This window comes from Clostridium sp. D33t1_170424_F3, assembly GCF_015667585.1.
GTDB lineage: Bacteria > Bacillota > Clostridia > Oscillospirales > Acutalibacteraceae > Anaeromassilibacillus.
Genome location: NZ_JADPEG010000007.1, coordinates 72,826 through 91,841, shown reverse-complemented (window position 1 = coordinate 91,841; position 19,016 = coordinate 72,826). Strand labels below are relative to the sequence as shown.

General features: G+C 48.3%; 19 protein-coding genes and 1 pseudogene. 12 read left to right on the top strand and 8 right to left on the bottom strand.

Features of this window, described 5'->3' with window-relative positions; all coding sequences use genetic code 11:
- Positions 1 to 13 precede the first annotated feature (13 nt).
- The 12 genes from nagE (at position 14) to I4V53_RS06350 (ending at position 13,657) form a co-directional block, all read left to right on the top strand.
- Entirely contained in the window at positions 14 to 1,465 is a 1,452-nt protein-coding gene (gene nagE / locus I4V53_RS06405) for an N-acetylglucosamine-specific PTS transporter subunit IIBC (RefSeq protein WP_195984670.1), read from the top strand.
- 135 nt (positions 1,466 to 1,600) lie between these two features.
- On the top strand, positions 1,601 to 2,077 hold the full coding sequence (locus I4V53_RS06400) for a PTS sugar transporter subunit IIA (RefSeq protein WP_195984668.1): 477 nt from the start codon (positions 1,601 to 1,603) through the stop codon (positions 2,075 to 2,077).
- 740 nt (positions 2,078 to 2,817) lie between these two features.
- Positions 2,818 to 3,735 carry an ABC transporter permease gene (locus I4V53_RS06395; protein ID WP_195984666.1) on the top strand — a complete coding sequence of 306 codons (918 nt, stop codon included), beginning with the start codon at positions 2,818 to 2,820 and terminating at the stop codon, positions 3,733 to 3,735.
- A 29-nt stretch (positions 3,736 to 3,764) separates the two neighbouring features.
- Entirely contained in the window at positions 3,765 to 4,814 is a 1,050-nt protein-coding gene (locus I4V53_RS06390) for an ABC transporter permease (RefSeq protein WP_407921739.1), read from the top strand.
- 15 nt (positions 4,815 to 4,829) lie between these two features.
- Positions 4,830 to 5,849: an ABC transporter ATP-binding protein gene (locus tag I4V53_RS06385; RefSeq protein ID WP_195984664.1), complete on the top strand. Its 1,020-nt coding sequence runs from the start codon at positions 4,830 to 4,832 to the stop codon at positions 5,847 to 5,849.
- Positions 5,842 to 6,810 carry an ABC transporter ATP-binding protein gene (locus tag I4V53_RS06380; RefSeq protein ID WP_195984662.1) on the top strand — a complete coding sequence of 323 codons (969 nt, stop codon included), beginning with the start codon at positions 5,842 to 5,844 and terminating at the stop codon, positions 6,808 to 6,810. Before I4V53_RS06385 ends, I4V53_RS06380 begins: the two co-directional genes overlap by 8 nt.
- Positions 6,811 to 6,918: 108 nt before the next feature.
- Positions 6,919 to 8,580 (top strand): peptide ABC transporter substrate-binding protein, encoded by a 1,662-nt coding sequence (locus I4V53_RS06375; protein WP_195984660.1) that lies wholly within the window; start codon positions 6,919 to 6,921, stop codon positions 8,578 to 8,580.
- 470 nt (positions 8,581 to 9,050) lie between these two features.
- Positions 9,051 to 10,217, top strand: a complete 1,167-nt coding sequence (locus I4V53_RS06370; RefSeq protein WP_195984658.1) for an ABC transporter substrate-binding protein — start codon at positions 9,051 to 9,053, stop codon at positions 10,215 to 10,217.
- 90 nt (positions 10,218 to 10,307) lie between these two features.
- Positions 10,308 to 11,189 (top strand): branched-chain amino acid ABC transporter permease, encoded by an 882-nt coding sequence (locus I4V53_RS06365; RefSeq protein WP_195984657.1) that lies wholly within the window; start codon positions 10,308 to 10,310, stop codon positions 11,187 to 11,189.
- A gap of 13 nt (positions 11,190 to 11,202) precedes the next feature.
- Positions 11,203 to 12,180, top strand: a complete 978-nt coding sequence (locus tag I4V53_RS06360) for a branched-chain amino acid ABC transporter permease (RefSeq protein ID WP_195984655.1) — start codon at positions 11,203 to 11,205, stop codon at positions 12,178 to 12,180.
- A 3-nt stretch (positions 12,181 to 12,183) separates the two neighbouring features.
- Positions 12,184 to 12,945 carry an ABC transporter ATP-binding protein gene (locus I4V53_RS06355; RefSeq protein ID WP_195984653.1) on the top strand — a complete coding sequence of 254 codons (762 nt, stop codon included), beginning with the start codon at positions 12,184 to 12,186 and terminating at the stop codon, positions 12,943 to 12,945.
- A 7-nt stretch (positions 12,946 to 12,952) separates the two neighbouring features.
- On the top strand, positions 12,953 to 13,657 hold the full coding sequence (locus I4V53_RS06350) for an ABC transporter ATP-binding protein (RefSeq protein ID WP_353616490.1): 705 nt from the start codon (positions 12,953 to 12,955) through the stop codon (positions 13,655 to 13,657).
- Positions 13,658 to 13,768: 111 nt separating this feature from the next.
- Here the strand turns inward: I4V53_RS06350 and I4V53_RS14185 are convergent, their stop codons facing one another.
- The 8 genes and pseudogenes from I4V53_RS14185 to I4V53_RS06310 form a co-directional block, all read right to left on the bottom strand.
- Entirely contained in the window at positions 13,769 to 13,981 is a 213-nt protein-coding gene (locus I4V53_RS14185) for a DUF4368 domain-containing protein (RefSeq protein WP_195984649.1), read from the bottom strand.
- 120 nt (positions 13,982 to 14,101) lie between these two features.
- Positions 14,102 to 14,290: an RNA polymerase sigma factor gene (locus I4V53_RS06340; protein WP_502709359.1), complete on the bottom strand. Its 189-nt coding sequence runs from the start codon at positions 14,288 to 14,290 to the stop codon at positions 14,102 to 14,104.
- Positions 14,291 to 14,432: 142 nt separating this feature from the next.
- Positions 14,433 to 14,865: pseudogene (locus I4V53_RS06335) on the bottom strand (sigma-70 family RNA polymerase sigma factor).
- A gap of 423 nt (positions 14,866 to 15,288) precedes the next feature.
- The gene (locus tag I4V53_RS06330) at positions 15,289 to 15,489 is read right to left on the bottom strand and encodes a cysteine-rich KTR domain-containing protein (RefSeq protein ID WP_195984647.1); all 201 of its coding nucleotides are present in this window, start codon (positions 15,487 to 15,489) and stop codon (positions 15,289 to 15,291) included.
- 5 nt (positions 15,490 to 15,494) lie between these two features.
- Positions 15,495 to 16,982, bottom strand: coding sequence for an aldo/keto reductase (locus I4V53_RS06325; protein ID WP_195984645.1), 1,488 nt, complete (start codon positions 16,980 to 16,982; stop codon positions 15,495 to 15,497).
- Between the two features lie 7 nt (positions 16,983 to 16,989).
- Positions 16,990 to 17,562: a DapH/DapD/GlmU-related protein gene (locus I4V53_RS06320; RefSeq protein ID WP_195984643.1), complete on the bottom strand. Its 573-nt coding sequence runs from the start codon at positions 17,560 to 17,562 to the stop codon at positions 16,990 to 16,992.
- Positions 17,563 to 17,577: 15 nt separating this feature from the next.
- Positions 17,578 to 18,747: an iron-containing alcohol dehydrogenase gene (locus I4V53_RS06315; RefSeq protein WP_207747854.1), complete on the bottom strand. Its 1,170-nt coding sequence runs from the start codon at positions 18,745 to 18,747 to the stop codon at positions 17,578 to 17,580.
- 15 nt (positions 18,748 to 18,762) lie between these two features.
- A complete protein-coding gene (locus tag I4V53_RS06310) occupies positions 18,763 to 18,996 on the bottom strand; it encodes a hypothetical protein (RefSeq protein WP_195984640.1) in 234 nt (77 codons plus the stop codon).
- Between the last annotated feature and the right edge of the window lie 20 nt (positions 18,997 to 19,016).

Genomic DNA, 19,016 nt, shown 5'->3' with positions numbered 1-19,016 from the left:
GGAGGTAAAACTTATGCAAAAAGTCCTTGCAAAGCTTCAAAAGCTAGGTAAAGCTTTGATGCTTCCAATCGCCTGCTTGCCTGCAGCAGGTATCCTGATGGGCATTGGTTACATGATCAGTTCTTCTGTTATGTCCGGTGTAGGCGATCCCAACCCGATTGCGTTCTTCCTGGTGAAAGCCGGCGGCGCAATTATCGACAACATGCCGATCCTGTTCGCAATTGGTGTTGCAATTGGTTTGAGTGATGATCATGAAGGCACATCTGCTCTCGCTGGTCTGGTTTCCTGGCTGATGGTTCAGCAGATCCTGAGCCCCGGCGTTGTCGGCGTTCTGATCGGCGGCGAAGCCGACGCGGCGTTCAGCAAAGTAAACAACCAGTTTATCGGTATCCTGTGCGGCGTTGTTGGCGCAATCTGCTACAACAAGTTTAAGAACACCAAGCTGCCGGAGGCGCTGTCCTTCTTCAGCGGCAAGCGTTCTGTCGCAATCGTTACCGCGCTGTTCAGCATTGTTTTGGCATTGATCCTCTTCTTCGTATGGCCGGTGGTTTACAACGCGCTGGTAGCGCTTGGTAAGTCCATCATCAGCCTGGGTGCAGTTGGAGCCGGTATCTATGGCTTCTTCAACAGACTGCTGATCCCGGTTGGTCTGCACCATGCGTTGAACTCCGTATTCTGGTTTGACGTTGCCGGCATCAATGACCTTGGAAACTTCTGGGGCGGCACCGGCGAATATGGCGTCACTGGTATGTATATGTCCGGTTTCTTCCCGGTCATGATGTTTGGTCTTCCGGCTGCTGCTTTGGCAATGTATCACACTGCGAAGCCCAGCAAGAAGAGCATTGCCGGCGGTCTTCTCTTCTCCGGCGCACTGTGCGCATTCGTCAGCGGCGTTACCGAGCCGTTGGAATTCGCATTCATGTTCCTTGCACCGGCTCTGTATGTGGTTCATGCGATTCTGACCGGTATTTCCATGGCGGTTGTTGCAGCTCTGCCGGTACGTGCAGGCTTTAATTTCAGCGCAGGTTTTGCAGATCTGTTCTTCAGTTCCTGGGTGCCGCTTGCGCAGAATCCGTGGATGCTGATTCCGATCGGCCTGGTAGTCGGCGTTCTGTATTATGTCATTTTCCGTTTCTGCATCGTCAAGTTCAACCTCAAGACTCCGGGCCGTGAGGATGACGACGATGAAGAAGCAGAAGGCTTCTCCAAACTGGTCAAAGACCAGGGCTATGACGGCCTTGCCAAAAAGTACATAGAGGCTCTTGGCGGCAAAGAGAACATCAAAGAGATCGAGTCCTGCATTACCCGCATTCGTCTGGTTCTTGTCAGCAACAAGAAGATCGAAGAAAAAACCTTTAAGGCACTGGGCGCTTCCGGCGTTATGAAGGCTGGCGATCAGGTTACACAGGTTATTGTTGGCACAAAGGCGGAAGCCCTTGTCGATGCGATGAAGAAATTCCTGTAAGATAGGAAAGGAGCCGGATTGGCTCTTTGATGCACAGCAGTCCCCCTCATGCGAACAAGGGGGGCTGCTGTTTTCACATGGATAACCTTTTGGATTGTTGGAAAGATATTGAAAGACAAATAGGAGGTATTTAGTATGGGACTGTTTGGTAAAAAAGAAAGCAAAATGATGGCGCCGCAGACAGGTAAGGCTGTGCCGATTACAGAGGTGCCGGATCCGGTGTTTTCCGGAAAGGTCTTGGGAGACGGCATCGCTGTGATTCCGTCCAGCAATACGGTGCTTTCCCCGGTTTCCGGTACCATTGCGCAGGTGGCGCATACCTTCCATGCGCTCGGCATCGAGACGGACGACGGCGTAGAGGTGCTTGTGCATCTGGGAATTGATACAGTTAAGCTGAACGGAGAGGGTTTTACCTGCCATGTTAAAGTGGGAGACCATGTTTCTGTGGGTGATAAACTGATGGATATGGATATTGACGCAATCTCCGCAAAGGGTTTCCAGACAATTTCTCCCTGCATCATTACCAATCTGGACGACCTGAAGAGTTTTGACGCCATTACCGGGGACGTCACGGCGGGACAGACGACGGTTATGACCTATAAAAAGAAATAAGAAAATATGAACAGGTCCTTGGAAGGAATTCTTTCAGGGACCTGTTTTCATACTATTTTCAGTCACAATAAGTATTTGTATAATTGAAGTCTAAAATACAAATTGTATATACATTTTTTTGATTTTCCTGCATAATTGGAATTGTTTGGATGATCAGCTATGATAAAATATTTTACATCTCGATTCAGAAATATACGCTTTGCATTGACTCTGATAAATAATGCAAAGCTTTCAGTGACAAATAATGCCCTGATAATGTTTATTTTAGAAATATAAAGCGACTATTTGCAAGTTTTCTAAAATTATCCTGCAAATTATTTTTACGCAGACAATGATTTTTGGAAAAACGCACTGCTTTTCCAGAGTTTGTGAATATATTATTTATGATTATGAAAATCCATCATTTGCATCTTGCAAAACAGAGACGTGCTTGGTATAATGGTAACCATTGATAGGGTACGTCCGAGGATGGAGGTGCCCTATTTGGTATTATAGCAATCAATTCCTATTGAATTGCGTTTGTATCTATGTTACAATATAAAAATGTTAATATTTTATTCCATTTTTCGACATATTTTCTGTAAGATATGCTTTGTTTTACATCGTCGTCTTGTACAGAATGGTTGCGGGTGGGTTTATGTCATGGCAAGACGCAGAACCCTACGGTCTTTGACAGAGATGGAATTTTGATTTTACAGAGGGAAGAAAATGCAAAAAAACAGTTAAGGAGTGGCAAAGCATTGACTAAATATGTATGCAAGCGTATTGGCTACGCACTTTTGACCATTTTTCTGATCTCCGTCATCACATTTACTCTGATGAACCTGATTCCCGGTGGTCCGTTTATGAGTGAAAAAGCGGTGACGCCGGCTACGCAGGCCGCGTTGGAGGCCAAGTACGGCTTAAATGTGTCCAAGCCCCAGCAGTATATCAATTATATGAGCGGGCTGTTGCAGGGCGACCTGGGTCTTTCCCTGAAGCAAAAGGGAAGAACCGCAAACGACATCATCTTTTCCACGTTCCCGACGTCCGCAAAGTTGGGCGGTATCTCCATTTTACTGGCGATCGTTGCGGGAACAGCTTTGGGCTCTCTGGCGGCGAGGCTGCGCGGGAAATGGGGCGACCAGCTGATCATGGTGGTTTCCACATTGGGTATCGCCGTACCAAGCTTTGTGGTGGCGTCAACCCTGATGCGTATTTTCGGTGTGGAGTTAAAATGGCTGCCAACCATGGGCTTGTCGACGCCGATGCATTATATTTTGCCTGTCTTTACATTAGCGTTCTACCCAATGGCATATATCACCCGTCTGATGCGTTCCAGCATGCTGGATGCACTCAATCAGGACTATATCCGCACGGCGCGGGCGAAAGGCGTCAGCAAATTCAGCATGTTGTTTAAGCACGCGCTTCGCAACGCGATCATTCCGGTAATTACCTATGCAGGTCCGCTGCTCGCTTATACAGTGTCCGGCAGTTTTGTTGTTGAAAAGATTTTCAACATACCTGGACTGGGCCGTGAATTTATCAACTGCATCACCGGCCGTGATTACCCAATGGTGATGAGCACCACGATTTTTCTTGCGACTCTGCTCGTACTGATGAATGTTGTTGTGGACATCCTCTATAAAGTTGTGGATCCGCGCATCAAATTGAAATAAGAAGGGAGAGAACGTTTTTTATGGAAGACATGAAGCTGAAGAAGAACCCGTTGAGCTTTCATCTGGACGCGGACGATTTTCTCCCCGCAAGCGAAGATGAGAAGCAGCAGCTGGACATTATGCGGGAGAGCACCACGTTCTGGAAGGATGCGCTCAAACGTTTTTCTAAAAATAAGGTGGCGATGGTTGCCTTTGTTGTCATTATTTTGGTTATGATTCTCGCGTTCATTGTGCCGAATTTTTATCCCTATGACTATGACCAGATGGTCCGCGGAAGTGAAAACCTGTGGCCGATGCAGTATTCGCAGGCGGAACAGGCCAGGATCGACGCGGGCGAGGATGTATTCCCGCATATCTTTGGAACGGATAAGCTGGGCCGTGATTTGGGAATCCGTGTGCTCACCGGTGCGCGCGTTTCGCTTCTGGTTGGCCTGGTGGCCAGTGCGCTGGTCTTGCTGATCGGTTCCATCTATGGTTCTGTCGCCGGTTATTTTGGCGGCAAAGTGGACTTGATTATGATGCGTATCGTGGATATCATCTATTCGGTCCCCGATATTTTGATTATCATTCTATTACAGGTTACGTTAAAGGCGCCCTTGCAGGCGCTGTTTGACAGCAGTTCAATCTTTGACGGATTGAACCGTGTGGGCGTCGGATTAATCAGTATCTTTATTACCTTCAGTTTGCTTTACTGGGTAAGCATGGCCCGTATTGTGCGCGGCCAGATCATGACTTTGAAAGAACAGGAATTTGTCACGGCGGCGCGGGCGCTGGGCGCCAGCAACGGCAGGATTATCCGCAAGCATCTTCTGCCGAACTGCATCGGTACTTTGATCGTCACCACGACGCTGCAAATTCCTTCTGCCATATTTACGGAAGCCTTTCTGAGCTTCTTGGGACTCGGTGTCGCTGCTCCCATGGCGAGCCTTGGTTCACTGGCGGCGGACGCGATCAACAGTATCGCTTCCTATCCGTATCGCCTGTTCGTCCCGGCAGTCGCCATCAGCATCATCATTCTGGCGTTTAATCTGTTTGGTGACGGCCTGCGGGATGCGTTTGACCCGAAGATGAAGAAATAATAGGAGATTTTTAACATGAATACAAATTCTGATGTATTGCTCGATATAAAAGATCTCCATGTTTCCTTTTTTACACCAGCCGGCGAGGTAAAAGCGGTCACTAGCGTGACGTATACCATGGAGCACGGCGAGGTGCTTGGAATTGTTGGAGAATCCGGAAGCGGCAAAAGCGTGTCCGCCTATTCCCTGATGGGAATTATTGCCGATCCCGGTAAAATTGTAGGCGGAAGTATCAATTTTAACGGCCACGAGGTCGAGAAGATGACGGAGAAGGAATTCCGTAAGATGCGCGGCAGTGAAGTCAGCATTATCTTCCAGGACCCGATGACCTCTTTGAATCCGGTTTATACCATTGGCAACCAGCTGACGGAGATGCTCCGCCTGCATACCGATAAGACAAAAAAGCAATGCGAGGAACGCGCGATCGAGTTGCTGGGCCTGGTTGGCATGAACGAACCGGAAAAGCGAATGAAGCAATATCCCCATGAGTTTTCCGGCGGCATGCGGCAGAGAGTCATGATTGCCATGGCGTTGGCCTGCGAGCCGAAACTTTTGATCGCAGACGAACCAACCACCGCGTTAGACGTAACGATCCAGGCACAGATTCTGGAGCTGATGGTGGAGCTCAAAAAGAAAATCAACATGTCCATTATCATCATCACCCATGATCTGGGCGTCGTATCGGATGTGTGCGACCGCATCGCAGTCATGTATGCGGGCAAAATTGTGGAAATCGGTAAAACGGACGATATTTTCTATAACCCGAAACACCAGTATACCGTCGGTTTGCTGAAATCGATCCCGAAGATTAACGAAGACACGCATGAGCGTTTGATTCCGATTGAGGGAACCCCGGTCGACCTGTTGAATCTGCCGGCGGGCTGTCCGTTTGCCTCCCGCTGTGACAAGTGCATGAAGATTTGCCTGCGCGAAATGCCGCCGTATACGGAGGTTTCCGAGGGCCATGTCAGCGCATGCTGGTTGATTCAGAAGGATGAGTTTGAGAAGACGCAAGGAGGGAAGCACGATGCCTGAAAAACTTTTGGAAGTGCAGCACCTCCAACAATACTTCCCGGTCAAGGGAAAAATGTTTCAGAAGACCTTTGTACAGGCTGTAGACGACGTTAATTTCCATATTGACGAAGGAGAGACCTTTGGCCTGGTTGGGGAGTCCGGCTGCGGAAAGACTACGACAGGACGTACCATTCTGCGCCTCTATGAACCGACGGACGGCAAAATTATCTACCGCGGCGAGGATATCACGCACGTTAATTTTGCACCGTACCGCAAAAAGATGCAGATCGTCTTCCAGGACCCCTATGCGTCGTTGGACGCCCGTATGACCGTCGGCGATATTGTCGGTGAACCGATCGACATTCACAAGCTTGCGGGCAGCAAGAAAGAACGCCACGACATGATCATGTCCCTTCTGGAGCGTGTAGGCCTGAACTCCGAGCATGCAAACCGCTATCCCCATGAATTCTCCGGCGGCCAGCGGCAGAGAATCGGCATTGCGCGCGCGCTTGCGGTCAATCCGGAGTTCATTGTCTGTGACGAGCCGATTTCCGCGTTGGACGTTTCCATTCAGGCGCAGGTGGTCAACATGTTTGAAGACCTGCAGCAGGAACTGGGACTGACCTACCTGTTTATTGCGCATGACCTGGCTATTGTCAAGCACATCAGTAACCGCATCGGCGTGATGTACCTTGGAAAACTGGTTGAGTTGGCGGAAAGCGCGGAGCTGTACAAGAACCCCTTGCATCCTTATACGCGATCCCTGCTTTCTGCAATCCCGATTCCGGACCCGAAGGTCAGCCGCGAGAAAAAGCGTATTGTTCTGGAGGGCGACGTACCCAGCCCGGTCAATCCGCCGTCCGGCTGCCGCTTCCGCACCCGTTGCCCCTATGCAACAGAGCAATGTGCGATGGAAGTGCCGGAGTTTAAGGATTATGGCGGCGGACATTATGCAGCGTGTCACCGAATTGGACAGGTATGACAAATTTTACCTTGTTTTTTGGTAAAATTCCTGTGCTTCTTAGGGTTTTAATCTGCGCTTCAGTGGATTAAAATAGAACTATCCAAAATTAAAATGGAGGGATACTTAATGAAGAAGATACTTGCAACCATCTTGGCAGTGGCCATGCTTGCTACCACCTTCGTCGGCTGCGGCGGAGCTCCCACCGGCGAGGAAGCCGGAAGTAAGAACCCGGATGCCAGCACAGACGGCGGCCAGCCGGTTGAGGCTGCAGACATCAACGCCTGCATCGGTCCGGAGCCCGAGACGCTTGATCCGGCACTGAATAAGTCTGTGGACGGCGCCTGCTATGCGATCCATGCATTTGAGGGTATCTACAAGTTTAACAGCGAGAACGAAGCGGTTCCTGGCCAGGCGGAAAAAGTGGAAGTCAGCGAAGACGGCCTTACCTGGGACATCACCCTGCGCGACGACATCAAATGGTCCGACGGCAAAGACGTCACGGTTGACGACTTTATCTTCTCCTGGCAGCGTGCGGCTTCCCCGGAGACCGCTTCCGACTATGCAAACCTCTTCGATGTGATCGAAGGCGGCGCGGACGTCTATCAGGGCAAAGCGGATCCGTCCACCCTGGGCGTCACCAAGGTTGACGACAGAAACATGCAGATCAAGCTGGCAGCTCCCTGCCCCTACTTTGATAAGCTTCTTGCATTCCCGATTTATTATCCGGTTCGCAAGGATGTTGTAGAAGGCAACGACGGTTGGACACAGGACGCTGCTACCTTCATCGGCAACGGCCCGATGATGCTCAAAGAGTGGAAGCACAAGGAAAGCATCACCTATGTGAAGAACCCCTACTACTACGACGCTGACAAGGTTACCAACAGCGCGATCAACTTTGTCCTCCTGGAGGATGACAATGCGAAGATGGCTGCGTATGACAACGGCGAACTCGACTATGTATTCCAGCTTCCGATCGACGAGATCGACGCGCTGAAGCAGCGTCCGGAGTTCGGCACCATCAACGAGATCGGCACCTATTATCTGGCATTCCAGACGGAGAAGAAGCCGTTTGACGATCCGAGAGTCAGAAAAGCGCTGTCCCTGGCGATCGACCGCAACTACATCGTTGAAACCGTCTCCAAGCAGGGCGAGCTCCCGGCTTCCGCAATCGTTGCAGCAAAGGTTTCTGAAAACGATAAGAGCTTCCGTGAGAACGGCGGCGACTACTATTCCATCAAACCGGAAGATTATGAGAAGAATGTCGCGGAAGCGAAGCAGCTGCTTGCCGACGCCGGCTATCCGGACGGCAAAGGCTTCCCGACCTTTGAGTACACCACCAATACCGCGACCCTGCACCTCGGCATTGCAGAGGCACTGCAGAACATGTGGAAAGAAAATCTCGGCATCGAGTGCAAGATTGCACAGCAGGAGTGGAACGTATTCCTGGCAACCCGCCCGGCAGGTACGTTTGAAGTTGCCCGTGACGGCTGGATTGCAGACTACGATGATCCGCTTACCTTCCTGGAAATCTTCAAGAGCGACAACGGCAACAACGACTGCCATTGGAAAAATGCTGACTTTGATAAGCTGATTGATCAGGCGAAGGCGGAACCGGATGCAGATAAGCGCTTTGCACTGCTCCATGAAGCGGAAGACGTTTGGGCGGAAAATATGCCCGGCGCTCCGATCTTCTACTATGCTGATACGTTCCTGAAGAGAGATACCATTAACGGCTATTGGGATTCTCCGCTCGGCTACAAGTTCTTCATGTATTGCACAAAGGCATAATTTTAACAGGTTTCATCAACATCAAGGCGCCCTGCATATGCGGGGCGCCTTTTTGCTGTATACCTGTAAAAAGCGGTTCTACAGGTATATTTCTATTTTAACAGAGTAACGTGCTGCAAGCTCAAAAGAAGTGAAGGGAAAATAGGCTTCCTATGCAAGATTTTGTATGGGCCAATGTTTAACAGTGCGGCGAGCGCGGCAGTGCGCTGATTCTGTCGGGAATCGGCGCATCATTCCGATTTTCATATTGCAAATTGAGTAGGCGCGTAGTATAATTTTTAATAATAAGGATTCCAATGGATCGAACGGATGCCGTGTGGACATAAATGTGCCGCTGGTAATTGACAATTTACAGAAATCTGCAAATTGTGACGCGCCTGTCAGCGGACATGCGGGACATACGGCTGTTTTTATATGATGCGGGTGGTCCGCGGACGGTTTGATCCAAAATAAATTTTGGAGGTAAGAACATGAAAAAGCGTTTACTGGCAATGTTTTTGGCAGCGGCAATGATGTTGACCGCGGTGACGGGCTGCGGCGGCGATCAGGGAGGAGCAGGCAACGGCGGTTCCGATGACGGCGATATCAAAATCGGCGGGTTGGCGCCCCTGACAGGCGATGTTTCCGTTTATGGTATTGCCGTGGATAACGGCGTGCAGATGGCGATTCATGAGCTCAATTCAAATGGCGGCATACTTGGCAGAGATATTAATTACATTGTTTATGACGAAAAAGGCGATGCTACGGAAGCGGTGAACGCCTACAATAAGTTGGTGCAGAGCGATAAAGTGGTGGCAATCATTGGCGACGTTACTTCCAAGCCGACATTGGCGGTCGCACAGCAGGCAGTCAAAGACAAAATCCCCATGATTACTGCTTCCGGCACAGCGGAAAACATTACCGCAACCGGAGAAAATATTTTCCGCGCCTGCTTTATCGATCCGTTCCAGGGCGAATTGATGGCGTCTTATGCGGCGAAGAAGCTGGGTAAAAAGACGGCGGCTGTCATCTATGATATTTCCGACGACTATTCCAAGGGTTTATATGAATCTTTTGAGGCCTCCGCAAAGGATTTGGGCCTGGAGGTTGTGCAGGTAGAGGGTTACAGCAAAGGTACAGTGGACTTCAAAGCACAGCTGACCAATATCAAGAGCAAAAACCCCGACGTCATTTTTCTTCCGGTCTATTATCAGGATGTTGCGCTGATCGCCGTGCAGGCAAAAGAGTTGGGGATCACCGCGCAGTTCCTTGGTGCGGACGGTTGGGACGGCGTTACCGGTCAGGTGGACGCGAGCAATATGGATGCGGTTAACGGCGCGTATTTCTGCAGTCAGTATTCCGCGCAGAGCGACGATCCCAAGATGCAGGAATTCCTGAAGAAGTATAAAGAACTTTATGGAAACGAAGCAAGCCAATTTGCCGTTCTGGGCTATGACGCGATGATGATGCTGGCGCAAGCCATTACCAACGCAGGTTCCACCGATTCCGCGGCAGTTACAAAGGCGTTGGCGGAGATCGATTTCACCGGCCTCACTGGTCACATGGTGTTCGACGAAAATCGCAACCCGATCAAGAGTGCCGCAATTACACAGATTCAGGATGGCGCATATCAATTTGTTGAATACTATGAGAAATAAGTTAGCTTTATAAAACAGAATGTATAATTGGAAAAGAGGGCGATGCAGGTCACCCTCTTTTCCGGTTATTAGACTGAGGGAGGGGCGGTCATGGATATTTTGACGCAGGTACTCAACGGCTTGGGCATCGGCAGCATTTACGCCCTTGTAGCGCTGGGTTACAGTATGGTTTACGGTATTGTGCAGTTGATCAACTTTGCACATGGCGATATCATCATGGTTGGCGCATATGTGACATATGTCGGTTTGGTGACGGCGGGCGTGCCGCTTTGGGCGGCGGTTCTGATTTCCATCCTGTTCTGCGGTATTGCGGGTGTTTTGATTGAAAAGCTGGCCTACAGCCGGCTTTTGAAAAAAGGCGCGCCGCGCATTTCCCTGTTGATCACGGCGATCGGCGTCAGTATTTTTCTGCAAAATTTGTCGCAGCTTCTGTTTTCTTCCAGTGCAAAATCCATGCCGGCGATGTTTCCCAACGGCATGCTGGAGCTCGGAGCGCTGCAGGTCAGCTCCAACACGCTGCTGAATATTGGCACGTCCGTTGTGATGATGATTGCGCTGCAGCTGTTGGTAAATAAGACGAAGATTGGTAAGGCGATGCGCGCGACCAGTGAGGACGCGGGCGCGGCCAAGCTGATGGGAATCAGTACGAATTCCACCATTGCATTTACGTTTGGCGTCGGCTCTGCGCTGGCGGCTGTCGGTGCGGTGCTGTATTGCAATACCTTCCACCAGATTACCCCGTACATGGGCGGTATGTTGGGCCTGAAGGCTTTTGTTGCGGCGGTGCTGGGCGGCATCGGCAGTATTCCGGGCGCGATGCTCGGCGGGTATATCCTGGGTGTGGCGGAGAGCCTGACCACGGCGGCAGGCGGTTCGCAGATCACGGATGCAATTGTATTCGGCATCCTGATTCTTGTTCTGTTGGTTAAGCCCGCGGGCTTGTTTGGCAAGAACACGAGAGAAAAGGTATAAAGGGGGCGGCGTCATGAAAACGAAAAAGTGGATACCCAACGTGATCATTCTGGTGCTGGTGCTGGCCCTTTATGTAGTTCTTTCCGTACTGATTTCCACCAATGTCATCAACCCGTATTACTCGGGAATCCTGACCATGGTGTGCATCAATGTCATTCTGGCGGTCAGCCTGAACCTTGCCACCGGATTTTTGGGACAGCTGGTGCTGGGTCACGCGGGCTTTATGAGCGTGGGCGCCTATGCGGCGTCGCTGTTCACCATGTATTCCGGTTTACCGCAGATCATCAGCTTTCCCATCGCCCTGTTGGTGGGCGGCCTGGTGGCTGTGGTATTTGGCGTTATTATCGGTGTGCCGGCCCTGCGCCTGAAGGGCGACTATCTGGCGATCCTGACGCTGGGCTTTGGCGAAATCATCCGCGTACTGATTTTGGCGGTGCCGTTTACAGGCGGTGCGGCGGGTTTATCCGGGATTCCTCTGCTGACGACCTTTACTTATGTATTTATCCTGGCGATTTTAACGGTCGGTATTATTTTTGCCTTCATTCATTCCCGTCATGGCCGTGCGGTGATTGCCATTCGTGAGGATGAAATCGCGGCGGAGGCGGCGGGTATCAACACGACCTATTATAAGCTGCTGGCGTTTGTCATGGCGGCGTTCTTTGCCGGCGTGGCGGGCGGACTGTATGCGCATCATATCGGCGTGCTGGACCCCAGCAAGTTTAATTTTAACTATTCCGTTGAAATCCTGATCATGGTGGTTTTGGGCGGCATGGGTTCCATCACCGGTTCCGTCATTGCGGCGGTGGTTTTGACGCTGCTGCCGGAAGCGCTGCGTGGATTTTCCGAGTACCGCATGCTGATCTATTCTATTATTTTGATCTGTGTGATGCTGTTTAAGCCCTCGGGCCTTTTGGGACAGTATGAATTCTCCATTGCGAGAATTTTCAAAAAACTGGTCCATAAAAAAGCAGATGCGGAAAAGGAGGCGTGATAGGTGGCTGTACTTGAGACGAAAAATTTAGGAATCGCGTTTGGCGGCCTGCGCGCGCTGGAGGATGTGCAGATTTCCATCGGTGAGCGGGAGATTGTCGGCCTGATCGGGCCGAACGGCGCCGGTAAAACAACGATGTTCAACCTTTTGACCGACGTCTATGTTCCCACGGAAGGTTCCATTGAGCTGGAGGGGAAAAGTATTGTCGGCAAAAAGACCTATCAGATTACACAGAACGGTATTTCCCGCACCTTCCAGAATATCCGGTTATTTAAAGACATTTCCGTGATCGATAACGTCAAGATTGCTATGAACTTCCAGATGAAATATTCTGTTCTCTCTGGCATTTTTCGTACGCCGGCTTACCGCCGGGAAGAAAAAGAGGTGGAGGCGCGGGCGCTCGATTTGCTGAAAGTATTCCATCTGGACGGTAAGGCGGACGATATGGCGAAAAATCTGCCGTACGGCCAGCAGCGCAAGCTGGAAATTGCGCGGGCGCTTGCGACCAATCCAAAGGTGCTGCTGTTGGATGAACCGGCCGCAGGCATGAATCCGACGGAGACCAGAGAGCTGATGGAAACCATCCAGCTTATTCGGGACCGGTTTGAAATTTCTATTTTGCTGATTGAACACGACATGAGCTTTGTCATGGGGATCTGCGAGCATATTTTTGTGCTGGACTATGGCAAGATCATCGCGGAAGGCAGCGCGGAAGAAATCCGCAACAATCCAAAGGTCATTGCGGCCTATCTGGGAGGGGAATAATATGGCAATGCTGTCCGTAAAGGATTTAGAGGTATATTATGGCTCCATCCATGCGATTAAAAGCATTTCTTTTGAGGTCAACGAAGGGGAGATTGTTACGCTGATCGGTGCAAACGGCGCGGGTAAGACCACTACGCTGCATGCAATCAGCGGGCTGGTGAAGGTGAAAAGCGGTTCCATCGACTTCTGTGGCAACAATCTGCGCACCACGGAGCCGCATAAGATTATCCGGTTGGGTTTGGCGCAGGTGCCGGAAGGCCGCCGGATTTTCGCCAAGATGACTGTGCAGGAAAATCTGGAGATGGGTGCGTATATCCGCAAGGATAAGGCGGCGGTGGAGGCCGACTATAAGGCAGTATTCGAACGATTGCCGCGTTTGAAAGAACGCCGTAAGCAGATTGCCGGTACGCTCTCCGGCGGCGAACAGCAGATGCTGGCGATCGGCCGTGCGTTAATGGGAAGCCCGAAAATGCTGCTGTTGGATGAGCCGTCCATGGGCTTATCTCCCTTGCTGGTCAATGAGATTTTCAGCATCATCCAGGACGTCAACAAGTCGGGCGTAACGGTGCTCCTGGTGGAGCAGAACGCGAAAAAGGCGCTGGAAATCGCCAATCGCGCCTATGTGCTGGAAACCGGCGGCATCTCGATGTCCGGCGACGCCAAGACGCTGAGCCAGGATGAACAGGTGCGCAAGGCATATTTGGGCGGGTAACAGAAAAACAGGTAAAAAAGGGGCTGTTGCAATGGCAACGCCCTATAAGGAAGTTTTTATGTAAGGTACGGTGTAACCTCAGAAATGGGGTTGCACCGTTTCCTTTTGCCATTATGCTACGAAGCGGAAGTCCTGCGGATTTTCCCGTAGTTCTTCCATCATAGCAAGGATTTCCTGTTCGGTAGGAATATCTATCATTCCTACCGCCGTAAAGTAAATATCCACCTTTACATAGCAATGACCGCTTGATTTATCGTTGTTGTGGACTTCAATACGCTCAATAAGTGAATTAACAAGGATTGGTGTTAGCTCTGTTATTTGCACCTCGGGCAGTAAAGTTAAAATTTTTTCAATTCTGTATTTTGTCGTGTGTTTTTCTTATCCCATTAGAAAGCATTAAACAAAATGCCCTCATATCCAAAGACACAAGGGCGAGGGTTACAATCAGGCACAGAGATAATCTTTCATCTGTGCCTTTATCTTTTCTCTGGCAATCACAACGGATTTCCTTACCGACTGCGGTGTGCAATGTTCCATTGCTCCAATCTCATAGTAATTAAAATCGTATTCATAGTATAAGAGAAACCGTCGCTTCTGAATTTCTGGCAGGGTGGCAATCGCTCGGTGTAACAACTCATTCCGTTCTCCGTTTCTATCGTTTGAAGCATATATGCCCTTTTTGGTATCGCCATTGTCCTTTCCTCCCGAAAAAAATTGAGTGAGAGGTTTGTCCGACCTCTCACCCAATAGCCCGTGGGAAAGTGCGATATTATCCTTAACGCTTAAATTGCTTCAGCTTTTTCCGCAGGTGGTCTAACCTTGCGTAGATAGCACCTGTTGTCAATCCGACAATCGGGGCAATCTCCTTTGGGGAATAAATAGCCCTGCATTTTCAGCAGGACAATTTGTAAGGTACGCTTGTCCACCGTGAGCAATGCCTGATATAGATTTTCATTCTCGATTTCATTGAGCAGGTCAGAAACAGTATCTACCTCAATACGACTTTCCGTTTCCGCAACCATATCAAGGTATGTATCTGTTTCCTGCGAGTGCGTATAAAACCGTCTGTTAGAATTAAAATCTGCTCGGTCATAGGTGCGGAGCTGCTCGATGATACATTCGGGTACACCGCAGCTCCTTAATATCTTTTCTTCGGCTTCTTTCCAGATACGCCACTTGCGTTCCTCTTTGCCGTGGTTATATGCCATTCTTTATTTCCTCCAATCTGAATTTTTTTGAAAATCCAGATTGAGAGGTGGGGAACGACAACCAACAGAGAAAGCCGCAAAGGTACAATAACCCTTACGGCAATAATCATAATTGTTTCTATAAAGCAGATTTGTAACTTCTACTTGTAAAGTATAAGAGTACCACACACAGGCGAGGATTTTTTTAACGATTTATCCTCACTTATCCGTGATACTATATAGGTAGCTGCTGCTTCTGATAAGCAGCGGTGTAGCCGAAACCGACCAACACATAAAAAATCTCTCCAAACTCAAAAACGGGTCTGGAGGGTAATCGTCATTCTGTTCGGGCGTGACAAGACAGCCCACCAAAACACCGTTTTTTTATTCGGTGGGCTTATCCTAGCTATGGTTATAAAAACAGAGCCAACAAACTGTGATTGCTCACTTGTTCATCGGCTCTGCGTCCAAAGCGTCTGGCTCTTTGATAACGGTTATTTGAAAATTTTCCACTTCTATAAGTGTTTCCTGTCTATATTTAGGGCAGTATAAGGGGAAATTTTTAAGTTCTGTATCTTTCCTTATTCGCAGTCGGGTTTTGCTTCCGCAGACAGGACAGAGTATCCATTCTGTTTTTGTAACCATAAAATTTAATACCAATCGTGCTTTTCGTTTCGGTCAAGTGCGTTAATTTGTTTCATTTCCTCGTCTGTCAACTCAAAGCCGAACAAGTCAAGATTTTCTTTGATATGGTCTGGATTACCTGAGCCTGGAATAACGATAACACCTTTTTGTAAATTCCAACGCAAAATTACCTGTGCGGACGATACTCCGTGTACCTTTGCAATAGCGGAGATAGTATTATCTCCTAAAAGCTCTGCGGTATGACCTCTGCCACCGAGCGGATACCAACCTTGTACCACGATACCTTTTTCTTGAATATACGGAATTACATCATTTTCCTGATAATAAGGGTGTATCTCATTTTGTATCAACGCAGGTGTGATACTCACTTGTGGTAAAAAGTCCTCTAATTCTTCCACATACCAATTAGACAAACCGATAGAGCGAATTTTTCCATCTTTAACTGCCTGTTCCATCGCTTTGTATGCGGCTACATCATCTGTACCGGGGTGGTGCAGTAACATCATATCCACATAATCAAGTCCCATACGCTCCAAAGCTTCATCTATGGCACTCTCGGCATCCGAAAATTGGTTGGGATATAGTTTTGTTATAACGAAGATTTCCTCCCTCGGTACGCTTGACTCTCTCACGGCTTTGCCGACGGCTGCTTCATTGTGATACATATAGGCAGTATCAATCAAACGACCACCATTCTCTAACAGCGTGGTTACGGAATTATAGCAATCCTCGTCTGAAAGGCTGTAAGTTCCAAGCCCCATAATCGGCATTTCGTAACCACTATTGAGAAGCACGGTATGTTTTTCAAAATCGAATTTTCCCACCTGTGCAGTAGAAGTTTTGTGTAGCCCATTTCCTTCAAGCCAAGCCGCTATATCTTCCTTCGAGGTATCGGCGGAGAAACGCTTACCCTCAAGCCATTTAGCATTTTCTGCAAGAGATTGAAGCTCGGCAGCACTTGACCCAATTCCACTACTATGAGAAGTGCAGAATGGTAAAATAGTTTTTCCCGAAAAATCGTAGCTTTCTAAAAAGGTACTGATAATTCTCGGTGCCTGTCCGTGCCAAATCGGATAGCCGAGCAACACGGTGTCGTATTGTTCCATATTTTTTACACTACCTGAAATAGCGGGGCGAGCAGTCGGGTCATTTTGTTCTTTATCGGCACGACCACCTGTATAATAAGCTAAGTCTGCTTCTGTATAAGGAATTTCTGGCACAATTTCATAAATATCTGCATCCAAAATGTCAGCAGAATACTCTGCCAATGTTTTAGTTGTACCTGTAGCAGAAAAATAGACAACTAACACTTTGTTCTCCTCCTTCGTTGGTTTGTTTTCAATACCTTCTGTTGGTGTTAGACTTTCAACATCTTCTGCTTTTGAAGTAGGGTCTTGGTGTTCTTTAGACAAATTAGTTTTATTTGAACTGCAAGCCACTAAAGAAAAGGATATTGTAAGCAAAAGAATAAATGACAATAGTTTTCTCAGCATACTTTTATCACTCCTCTAAAATTTTTTTGATTGTTTTAGCAGGTACACCGCCTACCACCGTATTTGCAGGCACATCTTTTGTGACCACCGCACCTGCGGCAACTATCGAATTATCTCCAATAGTTACACCCGACAAAATAGTAGCGTGTGAGCCTATCCATACCTTTTTGCCTATGTGGATAGGTGCAGGGTAATTGTCTGACCGATTTATCGGATTTTGACCGTGGTTAATTGTTGCCATAACAACATTTGACCCAATCAGAGAGCCGTCACCGATATAAATACCGCCGTGGTCTTGAAAGTGGCAGCAGCAGTTGATAAAAACATTTTCACCAATAAAAATGTTTTTTCCACATTCCGAATAAAAGGGTGGAAACATTGAGAATGTATCGGAAACAGGCTTGCCTATCAGCTTTGAGAACAGGCGGCGAATTTCCGCCACTTCGTGATAACCGCCGTTCAGTTCTGCCGTTATCTGCATAGCTTCTTCTGCAAGTTGGTGCATAAAGCTATGCAGTTCTGAGCCGCCTGCCGCCATTTGTCCATTTCTTAAACGTTCTAATGCCTCTTGCATATTCATAAAATAGTTCCTCGTTTACCTATATGACTTCTCAAAAATACCTGCACAGTCCTCATCGTTCAGTTCACAAGGATTAGCAAGGAACAAACCGCCCATTGTTTCTCTGGCGTTTACGGCCAAAGTCATATACTCGGATTTTTCAATACCGTAATCACTCATTTTTAGGTCGGCAACACCGCAAGCCTCCTGCAAAACTACAAGTGCCGTGATGAAGTCCTCTGGTTTATCGGCATTTGTTATTCCCATAGCCTTAGCCATTTTGATAAACTGGTCATCGCAAGCGTGCTTTTCAATAAAATACTCTGCAAATGCCTTTGAAATCATAATCAAGCCTGCTCCGTGAGGAAGATTAGGGTGGTATGCACTCATCGCGTGTTCCATACTGTGCTGTGCAGTAGTAGAAGTAAGTTGCATCGTAATACCCGCCATTGTGCTACCGTAGGCAATATGTTCTCTTGCTTCAAGGTCTTTTCCGTCTTTTACAGCACGGGGCAGATACTTTGCAATATTTTCGATTGCAGAAAAAGCAATCGTTTCACTCAAAATATTGACACCGTTTGACATCATAACTTCTGTGTTGTGGAACAATGCGTCAAAGCCCTGAAAAGCGGTATATTTCGGTGGTACTGTTACCATTAGTTCAGGGTCAACGATTGCTAAAACAGGGGTAAGTACAGGATTGCCGAAGCCGATTTTTTCCTTTGTTTCGAGGTTTGAAATAACACCCCAACAATTCATTTCTGAGCCTGTTCCTGCGGTAGTGGTAATGGTAACAATGGGAAGTCCTTTATTTACAAGCGGCTGCCCTTTACCTGTACCGCCGACAACATAATCCCAAAGGTCGCCGTCATTGGTTGCCATTGCAGAAATGGCAACAGAGCTGTCAAGCACCGCACCGCCGCCGAGAGCAACAATAAAATCGCAGCCGTTTTCTCTTGCAAAAGCGGCACCCTCCATAATTACCTCACGAATGGGATTTTCCATAATCTTATCGAAAACCGCCGTCTGCACACCTGCTTTTTCAAGCTGTGCAAGGGTGCGGTCAAGATAGCCGTTTACCTTTGTGGATTTGCCGTTTGAAATCAGTACCATTGCTTTCTTGCCGGGCATTGCAAGGTTGCCAAGTTCATTCAAAGCACCTGTGCCGAAATAAAGGTTTGTGGGGTTGTTAAAATTAAAGTTCATCATAATAAAAGCCTCCTAAATTGTTTCTTTTTGAAGTTTATAAATCAGATAGTCAAGACAATCAATTTGCTGTTGTTCCTTTCGTACTTTACCGAGTAAGCTACGCTTGTATTTTTTTAGCAGAGGTAGCATATCCCCTGCGTCACCGCTTTCTAAAAAGGACATACATTTTTCAGTAAGTACATCATCACAGCCTGCGTCTTTTAAGTTTTGATAAATAATACCTTTTGTATCCGTTGCTTCAGCCAATCATTTGCACCTCCTGTAAT